Origin of the sequence: Klebsiella michiganensis (assembly GCA_000963575.1) — a bacterium.
Lineage (GTDB): Bacteria > Pseudomonadota > Gammaproteobacteria > Enterobacterales > Enterobacteriaceae > Cedecea > Cedecea michiganensis_A.
Window position 1 is genome coordinate 4708049 of sequence record CP011077.1, and the last position, 13948, is coordinate 4721996.

Annotated in this window: 15 protein-coding genes; all 15 read right to left on the reverse strand. The window is 55.0% G+C overall.

Annotation, left to right across the window (positions count from 1 at the left end; translation table 11 throughout):
* Positions 1-10: 10 nt before the first annotated feature.
* On the reverse strand, positions 11-1102 hold the full coding sequence (locus tag VW41_21935) for a hypothetical protein (GenBank protein AJZ91490.1): 1092 nt from the start codon (positions 1100-1102) through the stop codon (positions 11-13).
* Positions 1103-1111: 9 nt separating this feature from the next.
* The gene (locus VW41_21940; GenBank protein AJZ91491.1) at positions 1112-2416 is read right to left on the reverse strand and encodes a membrane protein; all 1305 of its coding nucleotides are present in this window, start codon (positions 2414-2416) and stop codon (positions 1112-1114) included.
* A gap of 10 nt (positions 2417-2426) precedes the next feature.
* Positions 2427-2780 (reverse strand): membrane protein, encoded by a 354-nt coding sequence (locus VW41_21945; GenBank protein AJZ91492.1) that lies wholly within the window; start codon positions 2778-2780, stop codon positions 2427-2429.
* Between the two features lie 9 nt (positions 2781-2789).
* Positions 2790-3680: a hydrolase gene (locus VW41_21950; GenBank protein AJZ91493.1), complete on the reverse strand. Its 891-nt coding sequence runs from the start codon at positions 3678-3680 to the stop codon at positions 2790-2792.
* Positions 3667-4911 (reverse strand): mutase, encoded by a 1245-nt coding sequence (locus tag VW41_21955; protein ID AJZ91494.1) that lies wholly within the window; start codon positions 4909-4911, stop codon positions 3667-3669. The genes VW41_21950 and VW41_21955 overlap by 14 nt, the downstream gene beginning before the upstream one ends.
* Positions 4904-6076 (reverse strand): hypothetical protein, encoded by a 1173-nt coding sequence (locus VW41_21960; protein ID AJZ91495.1) that lies wholly within the window; start codon positions 6074-6076, stop codon positions 4904-4906. The genes VW41_21955 and VW41_21960 overlap by 8 nt, the downstream gene beginning before the upstream one ends.
* Positions 6077-6164: 88 nt before the next feature.
* On the reverse strand, positions 6165-6521 hold the full coding sequence (locus VW41_21965; GenBank protein AJZ91496.1) for a hypothetical protein: 357 nt from the start codon (positions 6519-6521) through the stop codon (positions 6165-6167).
* A gap of 14 nt (positions 6522-6535) precedes the next feature.
* Positions 6536-7441, reverse strand: a complete 906-nt coding sequence (locus tag VW41_21970) for a hypothetical protein (GenBank protein AJZ91497.1) — start codon at positions 7439-7441, stop codon at positions 6536-6538.
* A 136-nt stretch (positions 7442-7577) separates the two neighbouring features.
* Positions 7578-8582 (reverse strand): tryptophanyl-tRNA synthetase, encoded by a 1005-nt coding sequence (locus VW41_21975; protein ID AJZ91498.1) that lies wholly within the window; start codon positions 8580-8582, stop codon positions 7578-7580.
* Positions 8575-9288: a phosphoglycolate phosphatase gene (locus VW41_21980; protein AJZ91499.1), complete on the reverse strand. Its 714-nt coding sequence runs from the start codon at positions 9286-9288 to the stop codon at positions 8575-8577. Before VW41_21980 ends, VW41_21975 begins: the two co-directional genes overlap by 8 nt.
* Positions 9281-9958: a ribulose-phosphate 3-epimerase gene (locus VW41_21985; GenBank protein AJZ91500.1), complete on the reverse strand. Its 678-nt coding sequence runs from the start codon at positions 9956-9958 to the stop codon at positions 9281-9283. The genes VW41_21980 and VW41_21985 overlap by 8 nt, the downstream gene beginning before the upstream one ends.
* Before the next feature lie 46 nt (positions 9959-10004).
* Positions 10005-10829 carry a DNA adenine methylase gene (locus VW41_21990; GenBank protein AJZ91501.1) on the reverse strand — a complete coding sequence of 275 codons (825 nt, stop codon included), beginning with the start codon at positions 10827-10829 and terminating at the stop codon, positions 10005-10007.
* Between the two features lie 63 nt (positions 10830-10892).
* Positions 10893-12185, reverse strand: a complete 1293-nt coding sequence (locus VW41_21995; protein ID AJZ91502.1) for a cell division protein DamX — start codon at positions 12183-12185, stop codon at positions 10893-10895.
* A gap of 74 nt (positions 12186-12259) precedes the next feature.
* A complete protein-coding gene (gene aroB / locus VW41_22000) occupies positions 12260-13348 on the reverse strand; it encodes a 3-dehydroquinate synthase (protein AJZ91503.1) in 1089 nt (362 codons plus the stop codon).
* A 57-nt stretch (positions 13349-13405) separates the two neighbouring features.
* The gene (gene aroK / locus VW41_22005; GenBank protein ID AJZ91504.1) at positions 13406-13927 is read right to left on the reverse strand and encodes a shikimate kinase; all 522 of its coding nucleotides are present in this window, start codon (positions 13925-13927) and stop codon (positions 13406-13408) included.
* Between the last annotated feature and the right edge of the window lie 21 nt (positions 13928-13948).

Below are 13948 nucleotides of genomic sequence, written 5' to 3' on the forward strand. Positions count from 1 at the left end.
AGCCTCCCTTTTACTTTTCTGCTTCTGCACAACTTTCCCGCAAAATTCTCAGCACGGTTTCCGCCCCGCTGCGGTTGGGGTTGATGCGGATCATCCGCTGTTCAAGCTCCGGTGCAGCCAGCCTGAACGTTCCGGAAACCCGATAAAAGAGCGGCGGGATTTCATATTTAGATTCTGCCCCTACCGGGTAAGGCAATGCGCCCAATTTTTGTGCCACCGCCAGCACCTTTTCGGCAATCGGCCGATGAAACTCCACCAGCAGAACCTTCGACTGTGCATTGGCGATAAATGCACTTTTAACCTGAGGCACCGCGCCCTGAGACAATAGCTCAACCAACGCATCGTTCACCTGTGCCTGAACGGCGTGCATCACCGGGGCGAAGACTAAGCCGCGCAGCGCCTCCATAGCCTGAAAGCCCTGCACCTGACTACCACCGGAGTACATACTCTGGCGCACGGCCTTAACGGCCAGCTTGTCACCGACCACCACCCCGACGCCCGGCGGGCCGAACAGCTTGAAACAGGAGAAGGTCGACAGCGTAGCCCCACACTCGCAGCCGATTCTGTCCACCTTCATCACCGCATAGTTATCGTCGGCCAGGGACGGTAAGCCGTAGCGATTGAAACAGGCCACCACCTCAGCGAGTCGATAGGCGTCATCCAATGTCTGGCGGGTGTGCTGAATCAAAGCCGCGCCCGGACGATGGGCCACGATGGCAGCTTCCACTTCATTTAACTGATTAAAATCTGCCCTGATGAGCTCCAGCCCCATCTGTTCGGCAATGACTGCCGTGGTAGGGTACAGAGGAGCCTGATGAATCAGCAGCTTATCGCCAGCGTTTAATAACGCCGCCAGCCCGCTACGAATAGCCCCGGTTCCGGCTCCCTGCACCAGCGCGGCGGCTGGCGCAGAGAAGAAGTCGGCCAGGACGCGCTCAACCCGCTGCGTGGTGATTGGCTGATTGAATCCGGGCACCAGGCCAACATCGCCCTGGCTCAGAAAATCAGCCCCAGGAAAATGCCGGCAGATAATATCCACCAGTGCGAACTGCTTCTGCTGGGCCTGAGCCAGGCTCAGGCTTTGCAATGGCCAGCTTTCCACACAACCCCCTTAGGCCGGGATAAACAGGCCGCAGAAGAACAGAATATTCAGCACAATGCCGGTTACCATCACCGCCACAACCGGCGCGGCCATTTTCTGCACCGGGCGGCCCAGTGATTCGTTCAGGAAATACAGCGCCGTTGCGATGGTGAAGCCGGTATAGCCCGCCATTTTAATGGCGGCAAAGATAGAGCCAATCAGCAGCGCCATCTCCATCAGCATGTTCATCGCGTTACGAATGTTGTCCGAGGCGTTGCGTACCGAAGGGTAACGGCCAAGCCATTTCCCAATGGAGCGCAGCAGCAGAACTTCAGCAGAAATAACCAGAGCCCCAACAACAAAAGCAATTATCGGGTTAGCAATCAGGTAGCCGACGGCAAAAACAAAGGTGAAGCCCGCGACGGCATAAACCCCCGTCGCCAGCGCCGTTGTGGCAATCATCGGCACAAAGCCCAGGCCACGCATAAACTCGGCCAGCGCCGCCTGATCAATCAGGCTTTGAGACTGTGCCGGATCCAGCCCAATCTTGTAGGCTTTTTCCAGCGTGAAGATCGACACCTCGCTGCCCGCAAACAGCTTCATGCTGGCAACGGTGGCGATCAGTCCGCCGACGATGGCGATATACGGCAGATTTTTGATAATCCTGGATGTCCGCTCTTCAAACACCGACTGCCCGTGAGCATCGTGTTCATGTTTATCCCGGGAGCGCAGATCCTGAAAAATCGCAATCGCCAGCAGCATAACCATACCCACGAAGATCTCGATAGACTCCGGGTTGAGCTGCGGGAAGAAGCGCACCACCAGCACCCGGGTCAGCAGCACAACCACCGCCGCGAACAGGCTGTTCTTCCAGCCAAACTGGTAGAAAATCGCCACCAGCGGGAACAACGCAAAGGCAGACACCACCGGCGAACTCAGTTCACCGAGAGAGCCGAGAACGTCCACCGGCAGCGCGGTCAGCAGGTGATTCACCGGCACCAGGCAGGTGAGGATCAGAATGCCCCAGACGGCACCAAGCCCAAAGGCCAGCACGCGGTTGGCCGCCAGCACGCCAAGAATATCGGTCGGCAGGAACAGCAGCCAGCTGTTAAGCAGGCCGGTTTTCAGGGTGAATGAGATCCCGACTGAGGCCACAAAGCCAATACTCAGGCCGAAGGCGATACTCCCCGCTTCGCGGCGGTTCATATTGCCTTCAATAAGCTGGGGCAGAATCGGTCGAATCCCGTCATGAAACACCGCCGCGGAGCGGTGCGCCAGTAAAGCCGTCATCCCGGTCAGCAAGGCAACAACAACAAGGTGAAGGTAGAATTCCATGCGGATGCCTTTATTTTAAATGGTTAACCAGCAGCGGGATGGCATGCTCGATATGCTCAACGGAAAGGCCAAACGCCACTTTGCCTTCTGAGACCAGGCGGGCGATCTGCTCCTCTTTGGCTTTAATGCCGGGCTTAGCAATGGTGCAACTGCGGTTGTAGCCGATCACCGCGATAGCGATAGACAATGCCGCACCCGCTCCGGTATTACAGGCCCCAATGTAGTAATCAAGCTGCCCGGATTTCACCTTCAGCGCGGCGTCCATGTCGTTATAGATAAACACTTCGAAGCAGCCCGGTGCGGCGGTTTCGATAGTTTGTTTGATGAGTTCGCGCTGTAGGCCAGCGACACCGATCTTTTTCATGGGAAATCCTTACTTAAAGAAGACAGAGGGGTTGTCACGTAACATCAAATCGATGTCTGACTGGCTGAAACCGGCCTCCAGCAGCATCGGCACAAACGTGGTAAGCAAATAGTCAAAACCAGGCCCGCCGTTCCCGTGTAGATGGGAGCGCCGAGTAATGTCCATCGACAGCATGACGTGATCGAGCAGCCCGCGATCTTTGAGCGCACTCAACATCGCAACGCGTTTTTCATCCGGGTAATAGCTGTTTTTGCCGATGGTATCGAACTGGACGTACGCTCCCTGATCGATCATCCGCAGGATGTTGTCCAGATTGTCTTTCAGGTCACAGTGTCCGACGGTGACGCGGGAAAGATCCACGCACCATGACTTCAGCAACGCGAGCTGTTCAAGCCCCATGGTGCTGAATGAAGTGTGGGTTGAAATCGGCCTGCCGGTTTCATGATGCGCAATGGCCGCTGCCTGGAAAACGCGCTTCTCCACAGGGGTAATGACGTCCACGCTGGACCCTATTTCCGCGATGATTCCGGCTTTTAACGCCGTCCCGTCAATGCCAATTTCGATTTCATCGATCATTTCCTGAGCCAGCACTTTCACCGGCGTAGTGGCCACATGTGGCGGGAAGAAATCGTGCTGATAATAACCAGTACAGGCCATCACGTTCATTCCGGTATCACGCATGATATCCAGCAGAAACTGAGGGTTACGCCCCATGTAGCGATTGGTCATTTCAATGATATTGCGCACCCCCTGTCCGAAGAGTGACTTCATTTCATCGCAAATCAGCTCGTACTGATCCAGACGGCAATCGATATTGTCCTTGAAGCTGGAAAGATCGATATGAAGATGCTCATGGGCATAGGTATAGCCCGATGGATCAATATGCTTATGCCCCGTCATGATTCACTCCACGCATTGAAGAGATATTCAGCAGCGGCAAGAACGACGTTCCGTTCTGCGGCGCAGCTGCCTGAAAAAAGTCACAAACCGTTGCGCCCACATCAGAAAGCGTAGCGCGTGCCCCCAGATAACTGCCTGCTATACCGGGCTGCCAAACCAGCAAAGGCACGTTTTCACGGGTGTGTTTGCTGTGGCCAATCGTCGGATCGTTCCCGTGGTCCGCCATGACGACCAGGCAATCCCCGGCCTGCATATCCGCCATTAGCAAAGCCAGATTTTTGTCCACCAGCTCAAGCCGCTCGGCGTAGCGCCCAACGTCTTCGGCGTGCCCCGCCAGATCCGTTTCCTGAATGTTGGTACAAATAAACACGCGGCCGGGTTTATTCAGCTCATCCCGGGTGATATCGAGAATGCTCTGCGAATCGACCAGATTCTGGTAGCTGGTGCCGTGTGGGTTAAGGGCAATATCCGCCACTTTTCCCACCAGCACAGTTTTAACCCCGACCTGATGCAGCTGCTGCGGAACCTGCACGCTGGCATCCACGCCGTAGCCCATGTGCACCACCTGAAACCCACTTTTGTATACACCGGAACGTGGGGCGTTAATGCCGACATAAAGCCCCTGTTTCTCCTCGGCGGCATTAATCAGTTGCTCGCTGCTCTCAAGCAGGCCGCCAAAGGCAATAACCCGTCCAACCTTCACGCAGCGGCGCACCACTTCGCCGATAGCACGCACCTGCTCAAACGGTATTGCGCTGAGGTTGGCGCTGATGTTAAACACCTGCCCTAAATCAGCTTCAAGATTATCCCCCACGGCCACGGCCTGATTTACCCACAGAAACTTCAGCTCGCCACCTTTGCGCTCAACCTGCCAGCCCGCGCCGATGAGCTCACGTTCTACGACGTCAATCACTTCAGAAAACGGCATACGCAATGGAGTTTGTGGCCGCGTGCCCAGAATTTCCTGATGCCCCATAAACGTGTCGCCGCCTTCATGCTGCAGCGCCGCGGTGCCATACACGGCATCGGTGTTCGGCTGCATCACATTGGCCGCAAACCCCAGCGCGTTAATCAGGCCCAGCTTCTCAAGCGTCGGCAAACGCAGTTCGGGAAAATGCTGCAAAATGTGCCCGCAGGTGTTCGCCCCGATGTCCTGCGGCCTGACCTCCGGCACATCGTCCATCGCGCCCACGCCGAAGCTGTCTATGACCAGCACCAGAAACTTACTCATGTTGACCTCCCGGAATTGGATGACCAAGGCTGTCGTACAGCGCTTCGAGTACCGGACTACCGCTCTGAATACCGGACACCAGTGCCACATCGCTGCGGGTGACAAAAATCTGCGTACGGAAGCACATCACCACCGGGCTACCTACGGGATAGCAGCCTTCCAGCGCCAGATGATAATCAATGCTGGAGGTGTCTGGCTGCAGCAATCGCGCCTGCTCGGGCTGTGCATCACTGCTGAACACCAGCGCATTCTGCGCATGACCGCGACGATAATATCCCCCGCCGAAGCAATAGCTTTTGCCCTGAAACTGATGGGAAACTTCCGTCAGATAGAGCATGGCGATGGACTCCGGCTGATCGCCATTCTGGTTCGCCGGGATGGTACCGGTTAGCGCATGGCCCGGTTCGGCATGGGTCACCCCGTGCTCAGCCAGAATATGGAAAGTGCCGCAGCTTGAGGCCGATGGCGCATTGATTTGCTCAATCTCAACCCCCTGCTCGTGCAGCAGATCCCGGGCCTTAAGCAGCGTCATCAGGTTGCGGGTCGGCTGCGTCTGCTGCTGCTCTTCGTTCCAGAGCAGACAGGGGAAATGCGTCAACCCGGTAAGGCGAATACCCGGCATCTCACGAATCTCGCTTACCACGTCATCCAGTTCGTTAAGCGAAAAACCGGCTTCCTGACCCGGATAAAGCCGGTCATATTCGGCAAACACTTTCAGCATCACCGCCTGAACCCTTCCGTTTGCCAGCGCGGCATCGGAGACTTCGCGGGCTTTTTCCAGTGAGAACAAGGTGATAATTTCCGTCTCGCCGTTCACACTCTCCTCAACCAAAGCCACCGGCACCTGCACCAGATGCCCCACATGCAGCACGGGGACATGGGCTTCGCGAAGCGTTCGGGCCTCTTTAAAATCAACGGCGACGGCGCCTTTAAAACCCAGTTCAACCAGCTTGTTGGCCAGCCACGGGTTACGCCCCAGCTGCTTGGTCATAAAATAGAGCGTAATGCCGTGCTTCTGTGCGGCCGCGAGCAGTTTCCGGCCGTTGTCCAGGACCTGATCGACATCGATAATCCAGGTGTCGGGGAGCACCGCGCCCTGCCGCCAAAGGGTTCTGGCCGCATCAATCAACGCCGGATTCTGTGCCTTGAGTGCCTCAATAAACATGCCTTGCCTCGCGACCTGAGAAATAAACCTCTTAAATAATCATTTTTTTGAATATTTAAGGTGAAAAAAACCGCTGCAAACAAATTCGTTAGCTCTTATGAATCAGCCACAGGCTAAACAGGTTGGCGAGCAGGTACCCTTCTTCGTTCGGATGCATCTGCACGTTGAACGGCGCCAGCAATGCATGATGGGCCTGCTCAACTTCGCCAAATACGCTGTCGGCCTTAATCTCCGCCAGCAGTTCGTCATCCAGCGGACCGACTTCCTCCCCCCGACGGCTGCGCATCAGCGCGTTAGCCATGTGGGTGATCGCCATTGCCCCCTGATCGTTCTGTAGCGGGATAGCCCAATGAGTCTCCAGCTGTGTCACAACAACTTTCATGCCATCACAAATATCCCGGTCGATGACGCCTGCCTCACACAGCAGATTGAGCCGGTCTTCCATACTGATTACCTCTGTCAATAGCTTGGTTCCTGTTCACCGCTCAGCACGCATTGCTGATGAGTCAGCAATGCATTCTTATCCACCACCGTTCTCAGCAACTGCTGAATGGGGATATCTTCGCTGCGCGTCAGCACCACCGCTTCCGATGCCGCCAGGAAGCATTTGTCCCCGCTTAGCGGGAGTGCCGTCAGCCCCAGCGCCGTCAGATCGGCCTCGTTGCTGACGTTCCAAATCACCGCATCCACGCTGCCTTTCGCAATTCTGTGCAGACACTCGTGATACGACACGTCGAGCAATTCCACATCCTGCCCGGAGAAATAAACATCCGTCATGATGCGCTGATCGGCCGAACGTGGATCAATCCCAATCCGGCGGATACTCTCCTGCTGCCCGGCGCGGCATATCAGCTTATGCTCACCCACGTAGGTGTGCGGCCCCAGCGCCAGTGCGATAAAAAGATCCGGGTTGCTGAGATAGCTGTCTGCTGCCAGTCTGGACACTACGGCCAGGTCATAAACGCCATTCAGCAAACATTCGACACGAACATCAGACCCGCGCATGTGGGCGTAATAAAACGGGATCCCGTCAAACTGCGCCTTCAAACCGCTGGCAAGCCCTTCATAAAGCCGGGTGTACGGCAGCGGCATAGCACACACTACATTGCCGATATCCGCGAACGCCAATAGGGCTTTGTTATCCATGCTCAGCAGGTAACTACCGTTGCGGCCGCGGCGTTCAACGCTCACGGCTCCGGCCTTCTCCAGCGTCTTCAAAGCGGCCTGCGTCAGACCAACGGAAAAGCCGCACTCACCGGCTAATTCATCTATAGTTTTCAGCCTGTTACCACACTTCTCACCCAGTAAGTAACGGGCCAGGCTGGATTGGGCTACGCCCTCTTTTTTAATAAAGCTGCGGCTCATTGGTTATCTTCAATTTATTGAACAAATATATCTTCATAAAATTGAATATAGATGGCAAAGGGGAAAATGACAAAAGGAGAATGGAGTCACAAAAAAGAAATAACCCGCCAGGCGGCGGGTTATTCATAGGGAAAGATTATGGGTGAGCAACGAAACCTATCGCTTCGTACACCTTTTTCAGCGTTTCACCGGCGCGAGCACGGGCTTTTTCAGCCCCCTCTTTCATCACCTGCTGCAGGAAAGCTTCGTCGTTACGGTAACGGTGGTAGCGCTCCTGAAGTTCGGTCAACATACCGGACACGGCTTCCGCCACTTCGCCCTTCAGGTGGCCATACATCTTGCCTTCAAAGCTGGCTTCAAGTTCAGGAATCGGCTTGCCGGTTACGCCCGAGAGAATATCCAGCAGGTTTGATACACCCGCTTTCTCTTTCACATCGTAGCGCACAACAGGCGGCTCTTCGGAGTCGGTTACCGCGCGCTTGATCTTCTTCACCACGGATTTCGGATCTTCCAGCAGGCCGATGACGTTATTGCGGTTATCGTCAGACTTGGACATCTTCTTGGTCGGCTCCAGCAGGGACATCACGCGGGCACCGGACTTAGGAATAAACGGCTCAGGCACTTTGAAAATATCGCCATACAGCGCGTTAAAGCGGCTGGCTACATCGCGGCTCAGTTCCAGATGCTGCTTCTGGTCTTCACCGACCGGAACCTGGTTGGTCTGGTACAGCAGAATGTCTGCGGCCATCAACACCGGGTAGTCAAACAGACCTGCGTTGATGTTTTCTTCATAGCGGGCGGATTTGTCCTTGAACTGAGTCATACGGCTCAGCTCGCCGAAATAGGTGTAGCAGTTCAGCACCCAGCCCAGCTGCGCGTGTTCCGGTACGTGGGACTGAACAAAGATGGTGCTTTTTTTCGGGTCAATGCCGCAGGCCAGATACAGAGCCAGAGTGTCCAGCGTCGCTTTTCGCAGCGCGGTTGGGTCCTGACGAACGGTGATCGCATGCTGGTCAACAATGCAGTAAATGCAGTGGTAATCATCCTGCATGTTTACCCACTGACGCAGCGCACCCATGTAGTTACCGATAGTTAATTCGCCTGACGGCTGGGCGCCGCTAAATACGATGGGCTTACTCATGTTCTGCTTCCTGATTTGCTAAAGGTGGTAGCCCGAAAGCGGGCAATAAGTCTTCGAAACGATCGAACACAACGTCCGGGTTGCTCAGCCCAATCGCTTCGCCATAGTTATAGCCCCAGGTCAGGCCGACGATTGGGCAGCCGGCCGCCTGTGCGGCCTGAATGTCATTGCGGGAATCGCCGACAAAAAGCAATTCATCCGCCGCCAGCCCCAGAGTTTCCATGACTTTGTACAACGCTTCCGGGTGCGGCTTTTTCTCTTTTACATCGTCCCCGCCGATGATTGTCTGGAAATAATGAGCAATGCCCAAATCTTCCAGCAACGGCGTGACAAAAGGCGTGGGTTTGTTGGTAACCACCGCGAGCGGCAGGCCTTTCTCTTTCAGAGCAGCAAGCGTTGCGGCCACGCCTGGGAACAGGAAACTCCCCTCTTCAACCGTTTCCGCATAGTAGCGATCGAACAGTTTACGCGCCATATTCAGCTGGGCGAGGTCGGGCTCTTTATCTTTCAGCGACCACTTAAGCGCCCGCTGCATCATGATATCCGCGCCGTTGCCAATCCAGGTTACAACGCGATCTTCACCTGCCACAGGCAGCTCAAGCGCATAAAGCGCCAGATCAACGGCCTGACTCAGGCCAAGCGCCGTGTCGATGAGCGTGCCGTCGAGATCGAAGGCAATACCCCGAATTTTTTGAAACTTATCCATGACTTACCTTAGCCAGTTCAGAACGCATGCGGTCAACTACCGCTTTATAATCAGGCTGGCCGAAAATAGCGGAACCTGCGACGAACATATCCGCCCCCGCTGCGGCGATTTCCGCAATGTTGTCGGCTTTGACGCCGCCATCGACTTCAAGGCGAATATCATAGCCGGATGCATCAATGCGTTCGCGAACCTGACGCAGCTTTTCAAGCGTGTGCGGAATAAACGACTGGCCGCCAAACCCTGGGTTGACGGACATCAGCAAAATCACATCCAGTTTATCCATGACGTGATCCAGCCAGGAAAGCGAGGTCGCCGGGTTCAGCACCAGACCCGCTTTACAGCCGTGCTCTTTGATCAGTTGCAGAGAGCGATCGACATGTTCGGAGGCTTCAGGATGGAAAGTAATAATGCTGGCGCCCGCTGCGGCGAAGTCAGGGATGATGCGGTCAACCGGCTTCACCATCAGATGAACGTCGATAGGCGCAGTGATGCCGTAATCGCGCAGTGCCTTGAGCACCATCGGTCCCATTGTCAGATTAGGGACGTAGTGGTTGTCCATGACGTCAAAATGGACGACATCACCACCAGCGGCAAGCGCTTTAGCCGTATCCTCGCCCAGTCGGGCGAAGTCGGCAGAGAGGATTGAGGGGGCAATCAAATACTGTTTCATCCGCTTCTCCAGGAGTCATTCATCTTTCGGCGGCGGGCGAAACGGCTCAGGCAACCTTCGCTTTATAAAGGGCCAGAAGTTCGTCCACCTTGTTACGTTTACCACCGTTTCGGCTGATGCTGCGGCGAACCTGCAGCTTATGGAAATCGGTGGCGTTCTGATACCACTGGCGAGTCAGCTCGGTGTCATGATTCGAAATCAGCACCGGAATACTCTGCTCCCGCAATCTTTCAGCCAGTTCGGCCAGATGCTGCTGCTGCACCATGCTGAAGCTGTCCGTATGATAAGCGGTAAAATTGGCGGTGGCGGAAAGCGGCGCATAGGGCGGATCGCAATACACTACGGAACCCGCAGCAACGTTTACCATGCTGACATCATAGGACTGGCAGACAAAAGTGGCATTTTTAGCCCGTTCGGCAAAATGATACAGCTCCTCTTCCGGGAAGTAGGGTTTGCTGTAGCGGCCAAACGGAACGTTAAATTCACCGCGCAGATTATAACGGCACAGGCCATTGTAACAATGACGGTTGAGGTACAAAAACAACACCGCACGCCGAAATTTGTCAGTGCACTGGTTAAATTCGGCGCGGCAAGCGTAGTAAATCGCTTCCTCGTTTTGCGCTTTGGTAAAGAGCAAACGAGACTCCCGCACGTATTCATCTGCGCGGTTTTTGACGATGTCGTAGAGGTTAATCAGATCGCTGTTGATATCGGCGAGGACATAGCGTGAGTAGTCGGTATTAAGAAATACCGACCCGGCGCCAACAAAAGGCTCAATCAGACAGTCGCCTTCCGGCAGATGCTTTTTTATGTCGTCCAGCAGGGGGAATTTTCCCCCTGCCCATTTCAGAAAAGCGCGATTTTTTTTCATGCTGTCTTACTATTTACACCTTATCCAGCTGTGGAAAGGCTCCGACAGCGACTGCGCTTATTTTCACTTGAGGTCAGACTGCACCTGATGAATAGGTTTTGCCCACGGGTTCTTAGCCTGAACGTCTGCCGGCAGGCTTGTCACCGCACGTTTTGCATCGTCTTTCGTGGCATAAACACCGCTCACCAGCACGAACCAAGGCTGGCCGTTACGCTGGGTCTGATAAACCATATAGTGCTGCAGGTTCTCTTTTTTCGCCCATGCATTCAGGTTTGTCGAGTTTGAAGAAGAGCTTAGCTGCAGCGTGTAGTGACTGCCTGGCGCACTCTTAATGGCGCTTGCATCACCGGTTACTGTGCCGCCAGCGCTTGCCGTCGCTGCAGCCTGCGGTGCCGCTTTAGGCGCAGTAGATGCCGTCGCTTTCGGTGCCGGAGTTGAAGTCGCTGCGCTGGTTGATGGGGCCGTGACCGGGGCAGAAACAGCCGGGGCCGGTTCGCTACGTTTCACCGTGGCAACGGGCTTGCTTTCAGCTTTAACCTGCTGTTTAGGCTCGGCTTTACGTACAGGCTCAATCACCGTTTTCTTGCGCTCAGGGCGAGATTCAACGGTGCGAGTTGGCTCCTGGGTACCGGCCAGCTTACGCGGCTCGGTTTTGCTGCCGGCGATTGGCGCTACGGTAGCCGGTTCGGTTGGCAGCGTGGAATTACTGACCACGTTGTCAATCTGGCCCTGCTGCTGAGGCTGCGTCAGTGCGTTATTCAGGTTACCAGGAACCTCAACGCGCTGCTGCCCTTCAGGCTGCGGCTGGGTCTGTGCCTGAGTTGGCGTAGAGGAAATAGGCGGCAGGGAAACATCCTGCGGATTCTGCTGGCCAGCCGCCGGGGTATTCCCTGCCTGTGGCTGAGCGGCGTTTGCCTGGTCGGCAGATGCCGCACCGTTCGAACCGGAGAGATCGATATTCTTCTCTGCGCCTGGTTTTTGATCGGCAGTATCTGGGGTAGATGAAGGCGCTTTCAGGGCTGAACCGATGCCGATGATAAGCAGCAGCAGTACCAGAATCCCGACGCCCATCATGATGTGCTGACGAGAAGCAGGTGCTTTCTGTTTTGCTGCCTTTTTACGTCCACGCGCCGGACGAGGTTCTGCGGCCATGCCATCATCACCTTCGTACTCTTCCTCAACCTCTACTTCACGCTCACGACGTGAACGAGAAGGACGGCGTTCGTCCGCATCAAGATCGACGTCATCAACGTTGATCTGCGGTTCTTTATCGAACTCGTCAGGTTTGCGGGAACGCCCAGGACGACGATCGCTTGGATCGGGTTTCAGCTCGTCTTCTGGTTTAAACTCATCCATTTAACACCCCACTCAAAGGCGCATGCCCATGTCTGCATCACGCCCGAAGTTAAATACTATAAAAATTCTAGTTGTTAAGCCTGCTGGCAATCAGCAATGGCTGATAGAACGACTTCGTGCGGTACTCCACCGCGCACTTCACTCTTCCCTATCGCCAGCGGCAGAATCAAACGCAGCTCGCCGGCTAATACTTTTTTGTCACGCATCATGTGGGGCATATACGCGTCAGGGGACATTTCCTGCGGCCCGTTAACCGGTAACCCGGCTCGCACCAGCAGCGCGATCACGCGCTGAACTTCTGCCTCACTGAATTGACCCAGGCGCTGAGCGGTACGCGCCGCCATCACCATCCCGGCAGCCACGGCTTCGCCATGCAGCCAGTTGCCATAGCCCATTTCAGCTTCAATGGCATGGCCAAACGTATGACCCAGATTCAGTAAAGCACGTAAGCCGCTTTCTCGCTCGTCTGCGGCAACAACTTCGGCTTTCAGCTCACAACAACGACGAATGCAGTACGCCATTGCCTGACCGTCCAGCTTCAACAATGCGTCGATATTCTTTTCCAGCCAGTCAAAGAACTCGCCGTCCAGAATGATGCCGTATTTAATGACTTCTGCCAGGCCCGAAGCCAGCTCCCGCGCAGGCAAAGTCGACAGACAATCGAGATCTACGACCACCGAAGCGGGCTGATAGAACGCGCCAATCATGTTTTTGCCGAGGGGATGGTTAACGGCCGTTTTGCCGCCAACGGAGGAGTCCACCTGCGAAAGCAGTGTGGTAGGGACCTGGATAAAACGAACCCCACGCTGATAGCTCGCTGCGGCAAAACCGGTTAAATCGCCCACAACGCCACCGCCTAAAGCAATCAAGGTAGTGTCGCGGCCGTGAGGCTTTTCCAACAGCGCCGTAAAGACGGTATCGAGCACCGCGAGGCTTTTAAACTGCTCGCCATCCGGAAGAATGACGGTATCAACTTTAACGCCTGCCTGTTCCAGAAGACCACGAACCTTGTCCAGATAGAGCGGTGCAAGGGTTTCATTGGTGACCAGCATAGTCTGGTCGCCAGCTTTCAGCGGCCAAAAGGAAGCCGGGTCATTGAATAACCCGGCGGCAATGGTAATAGGGTAACTACGTTCCCCGAGAGTGACTGTCAGCCTCTCCATTACGCGGAGCCCACCTTATTGTTGCTTTGCCCGCAGGCGTTTCTTGATAAGCCAGAATCAGTTGCTTTCCAGCATATGAATGATCTGGTTTGCGACCACTTTGGCGCTTTGATCATCGGTGCGAATCGTTACATCAGCAATCTCTTCATACAGCGGATTGCGTTCATGTGCCAGCGCTTCCAGCACTTCACGAGGTGGAGTCTCAACCTGCAGCAGCGGACGTTTTTTATCGCGCTGAGTACGTGCAAGCTGTTTCTCAATGGTGGTTTCAAGGTAAACCACTACGCCACGGGCGGAAAGACGATTGCGGGTTTCACGAGACTTCACAGAGCCGCCACCGGTAGCCAGCACGATGCCCTGTTTTTCAGTGAGTTCGTTAATGATTTTTTCTTCGCGATCGCGGAAGCCTTCTTCGCCTTCAACGTCGAATACCCAGCCCACATCAGCTCCGGTACGTTTCTCAATCTCTTGATCAGAATCGAAAAATTCCATATTGAGTTGCTGAGCTAACTGACGCCCAATAGTGCTTTTGCCGGCACCCATAGGCCCAACCAGAAAGATATTGCGTTTCTCTGCCATTTTTTCGGTACTACTAAGACA

Excerpts from the sequence above, each read along its gene's own strand:
- aroK (AJZ91504.1), bottom strand. The coding sequence starts at position 13,927 with ATGGCAGAGAAACGCAATATCTTTCTGGTTGGGCCTATGGGTGCCGGC.
- VW41_21985 (AJZ91500.1), bottom strand. The coding sequence starts at position 9,958 with ATGAAACAGTATTTGATTGCCCCCTCAATCCTCTCTGCCGACTTCGCC.
- VW41_21980 (AJZ91499.1), bottom strand. The coding sequence starts at position 9,288 with ATGGATAAGTTTCAAAAAATTCGGGGTATTGCCTTCGATCTCGACGGC.
- VW41_21990 (AJZ91501.1), bottom strand. The coding sequence starts at position 10,829 with ATGAAAAAAAATCGCGCTTTTCTGAAATGGGCAGGGGGAAAATTCCCC.
- VW41_21995 (AJZ91502.1), bottom strand. The coding sequence starts at position 12,185 with ATGGATGAGTTTAAACCAGAAGACGAGCTGAAACCCGATCCAAGCGAT.
- VW41_21950 (AJZ91493.1), bottom strand. The coding sequence starts at position 3,680 with ATGACGGGGCATAAGCATATTGATCCATCGGGCTATACCTATGCCCAT.
- VW41_21955 (AJZ91494.1), bottom strand. The coding sequence starts at position 4,911 with ATGAGTAAGTTTCTGGTGCTGGTCATAGACAGCTTCGGCGTGGGCGCG.
- VW41_21945 (AJZ91492.1), bottom strand. The coding sequence starts at position 2,780 with ATGAAAAAGATCGGTGTCGCTGGCCTACAGCGCGAACTCATCAAACAA.
- VW41_21960 (AJZ91495.1), bottom strand. The coding sequence starts at position 6,076 with ATGTTTATTGAGGCACTCAAGGCACAGAATCCGGCGTTGATTGATGCG.
- VW41_21975 (AJZ91498.1), bottom strand. The coding sequence starts at position 8,582 with ATGAGTAAGCCCATCGTATTTAGCGGCGCCCAGCCGTCAGGCGAATTA.
- VW41_21940 (AJZ91491.1), bottom strand. The coding sequence starts at position 2,416 with ATGGAATTCTACCTTCACCTTGTTGTTGTTGCCTTGCTGACCGGGATG.
- VW41_21970 (AJZ91497.1), bottom strand. The coding sequence starts at position 7,441 with ATGAGCCGCAGCTTTATTAAAAAAGAGGGCGTAGCCCAATCCAGCCTG.
- VW41_21965 (AJZ91496.1), bottom strand. The coding sequence starts at position 6,521 with ATGGAAGACCGGCTCAATCTGCTGTGTGAGGCAGGCGTCATCGACCGG.
- aroB (AJZ91503.1), bottom strand. The coding sequence starts at position 13,348 with ATGGAGAGGCTGACAGTCACTCTCGGGGAACGTAGTTACCCTATTACC.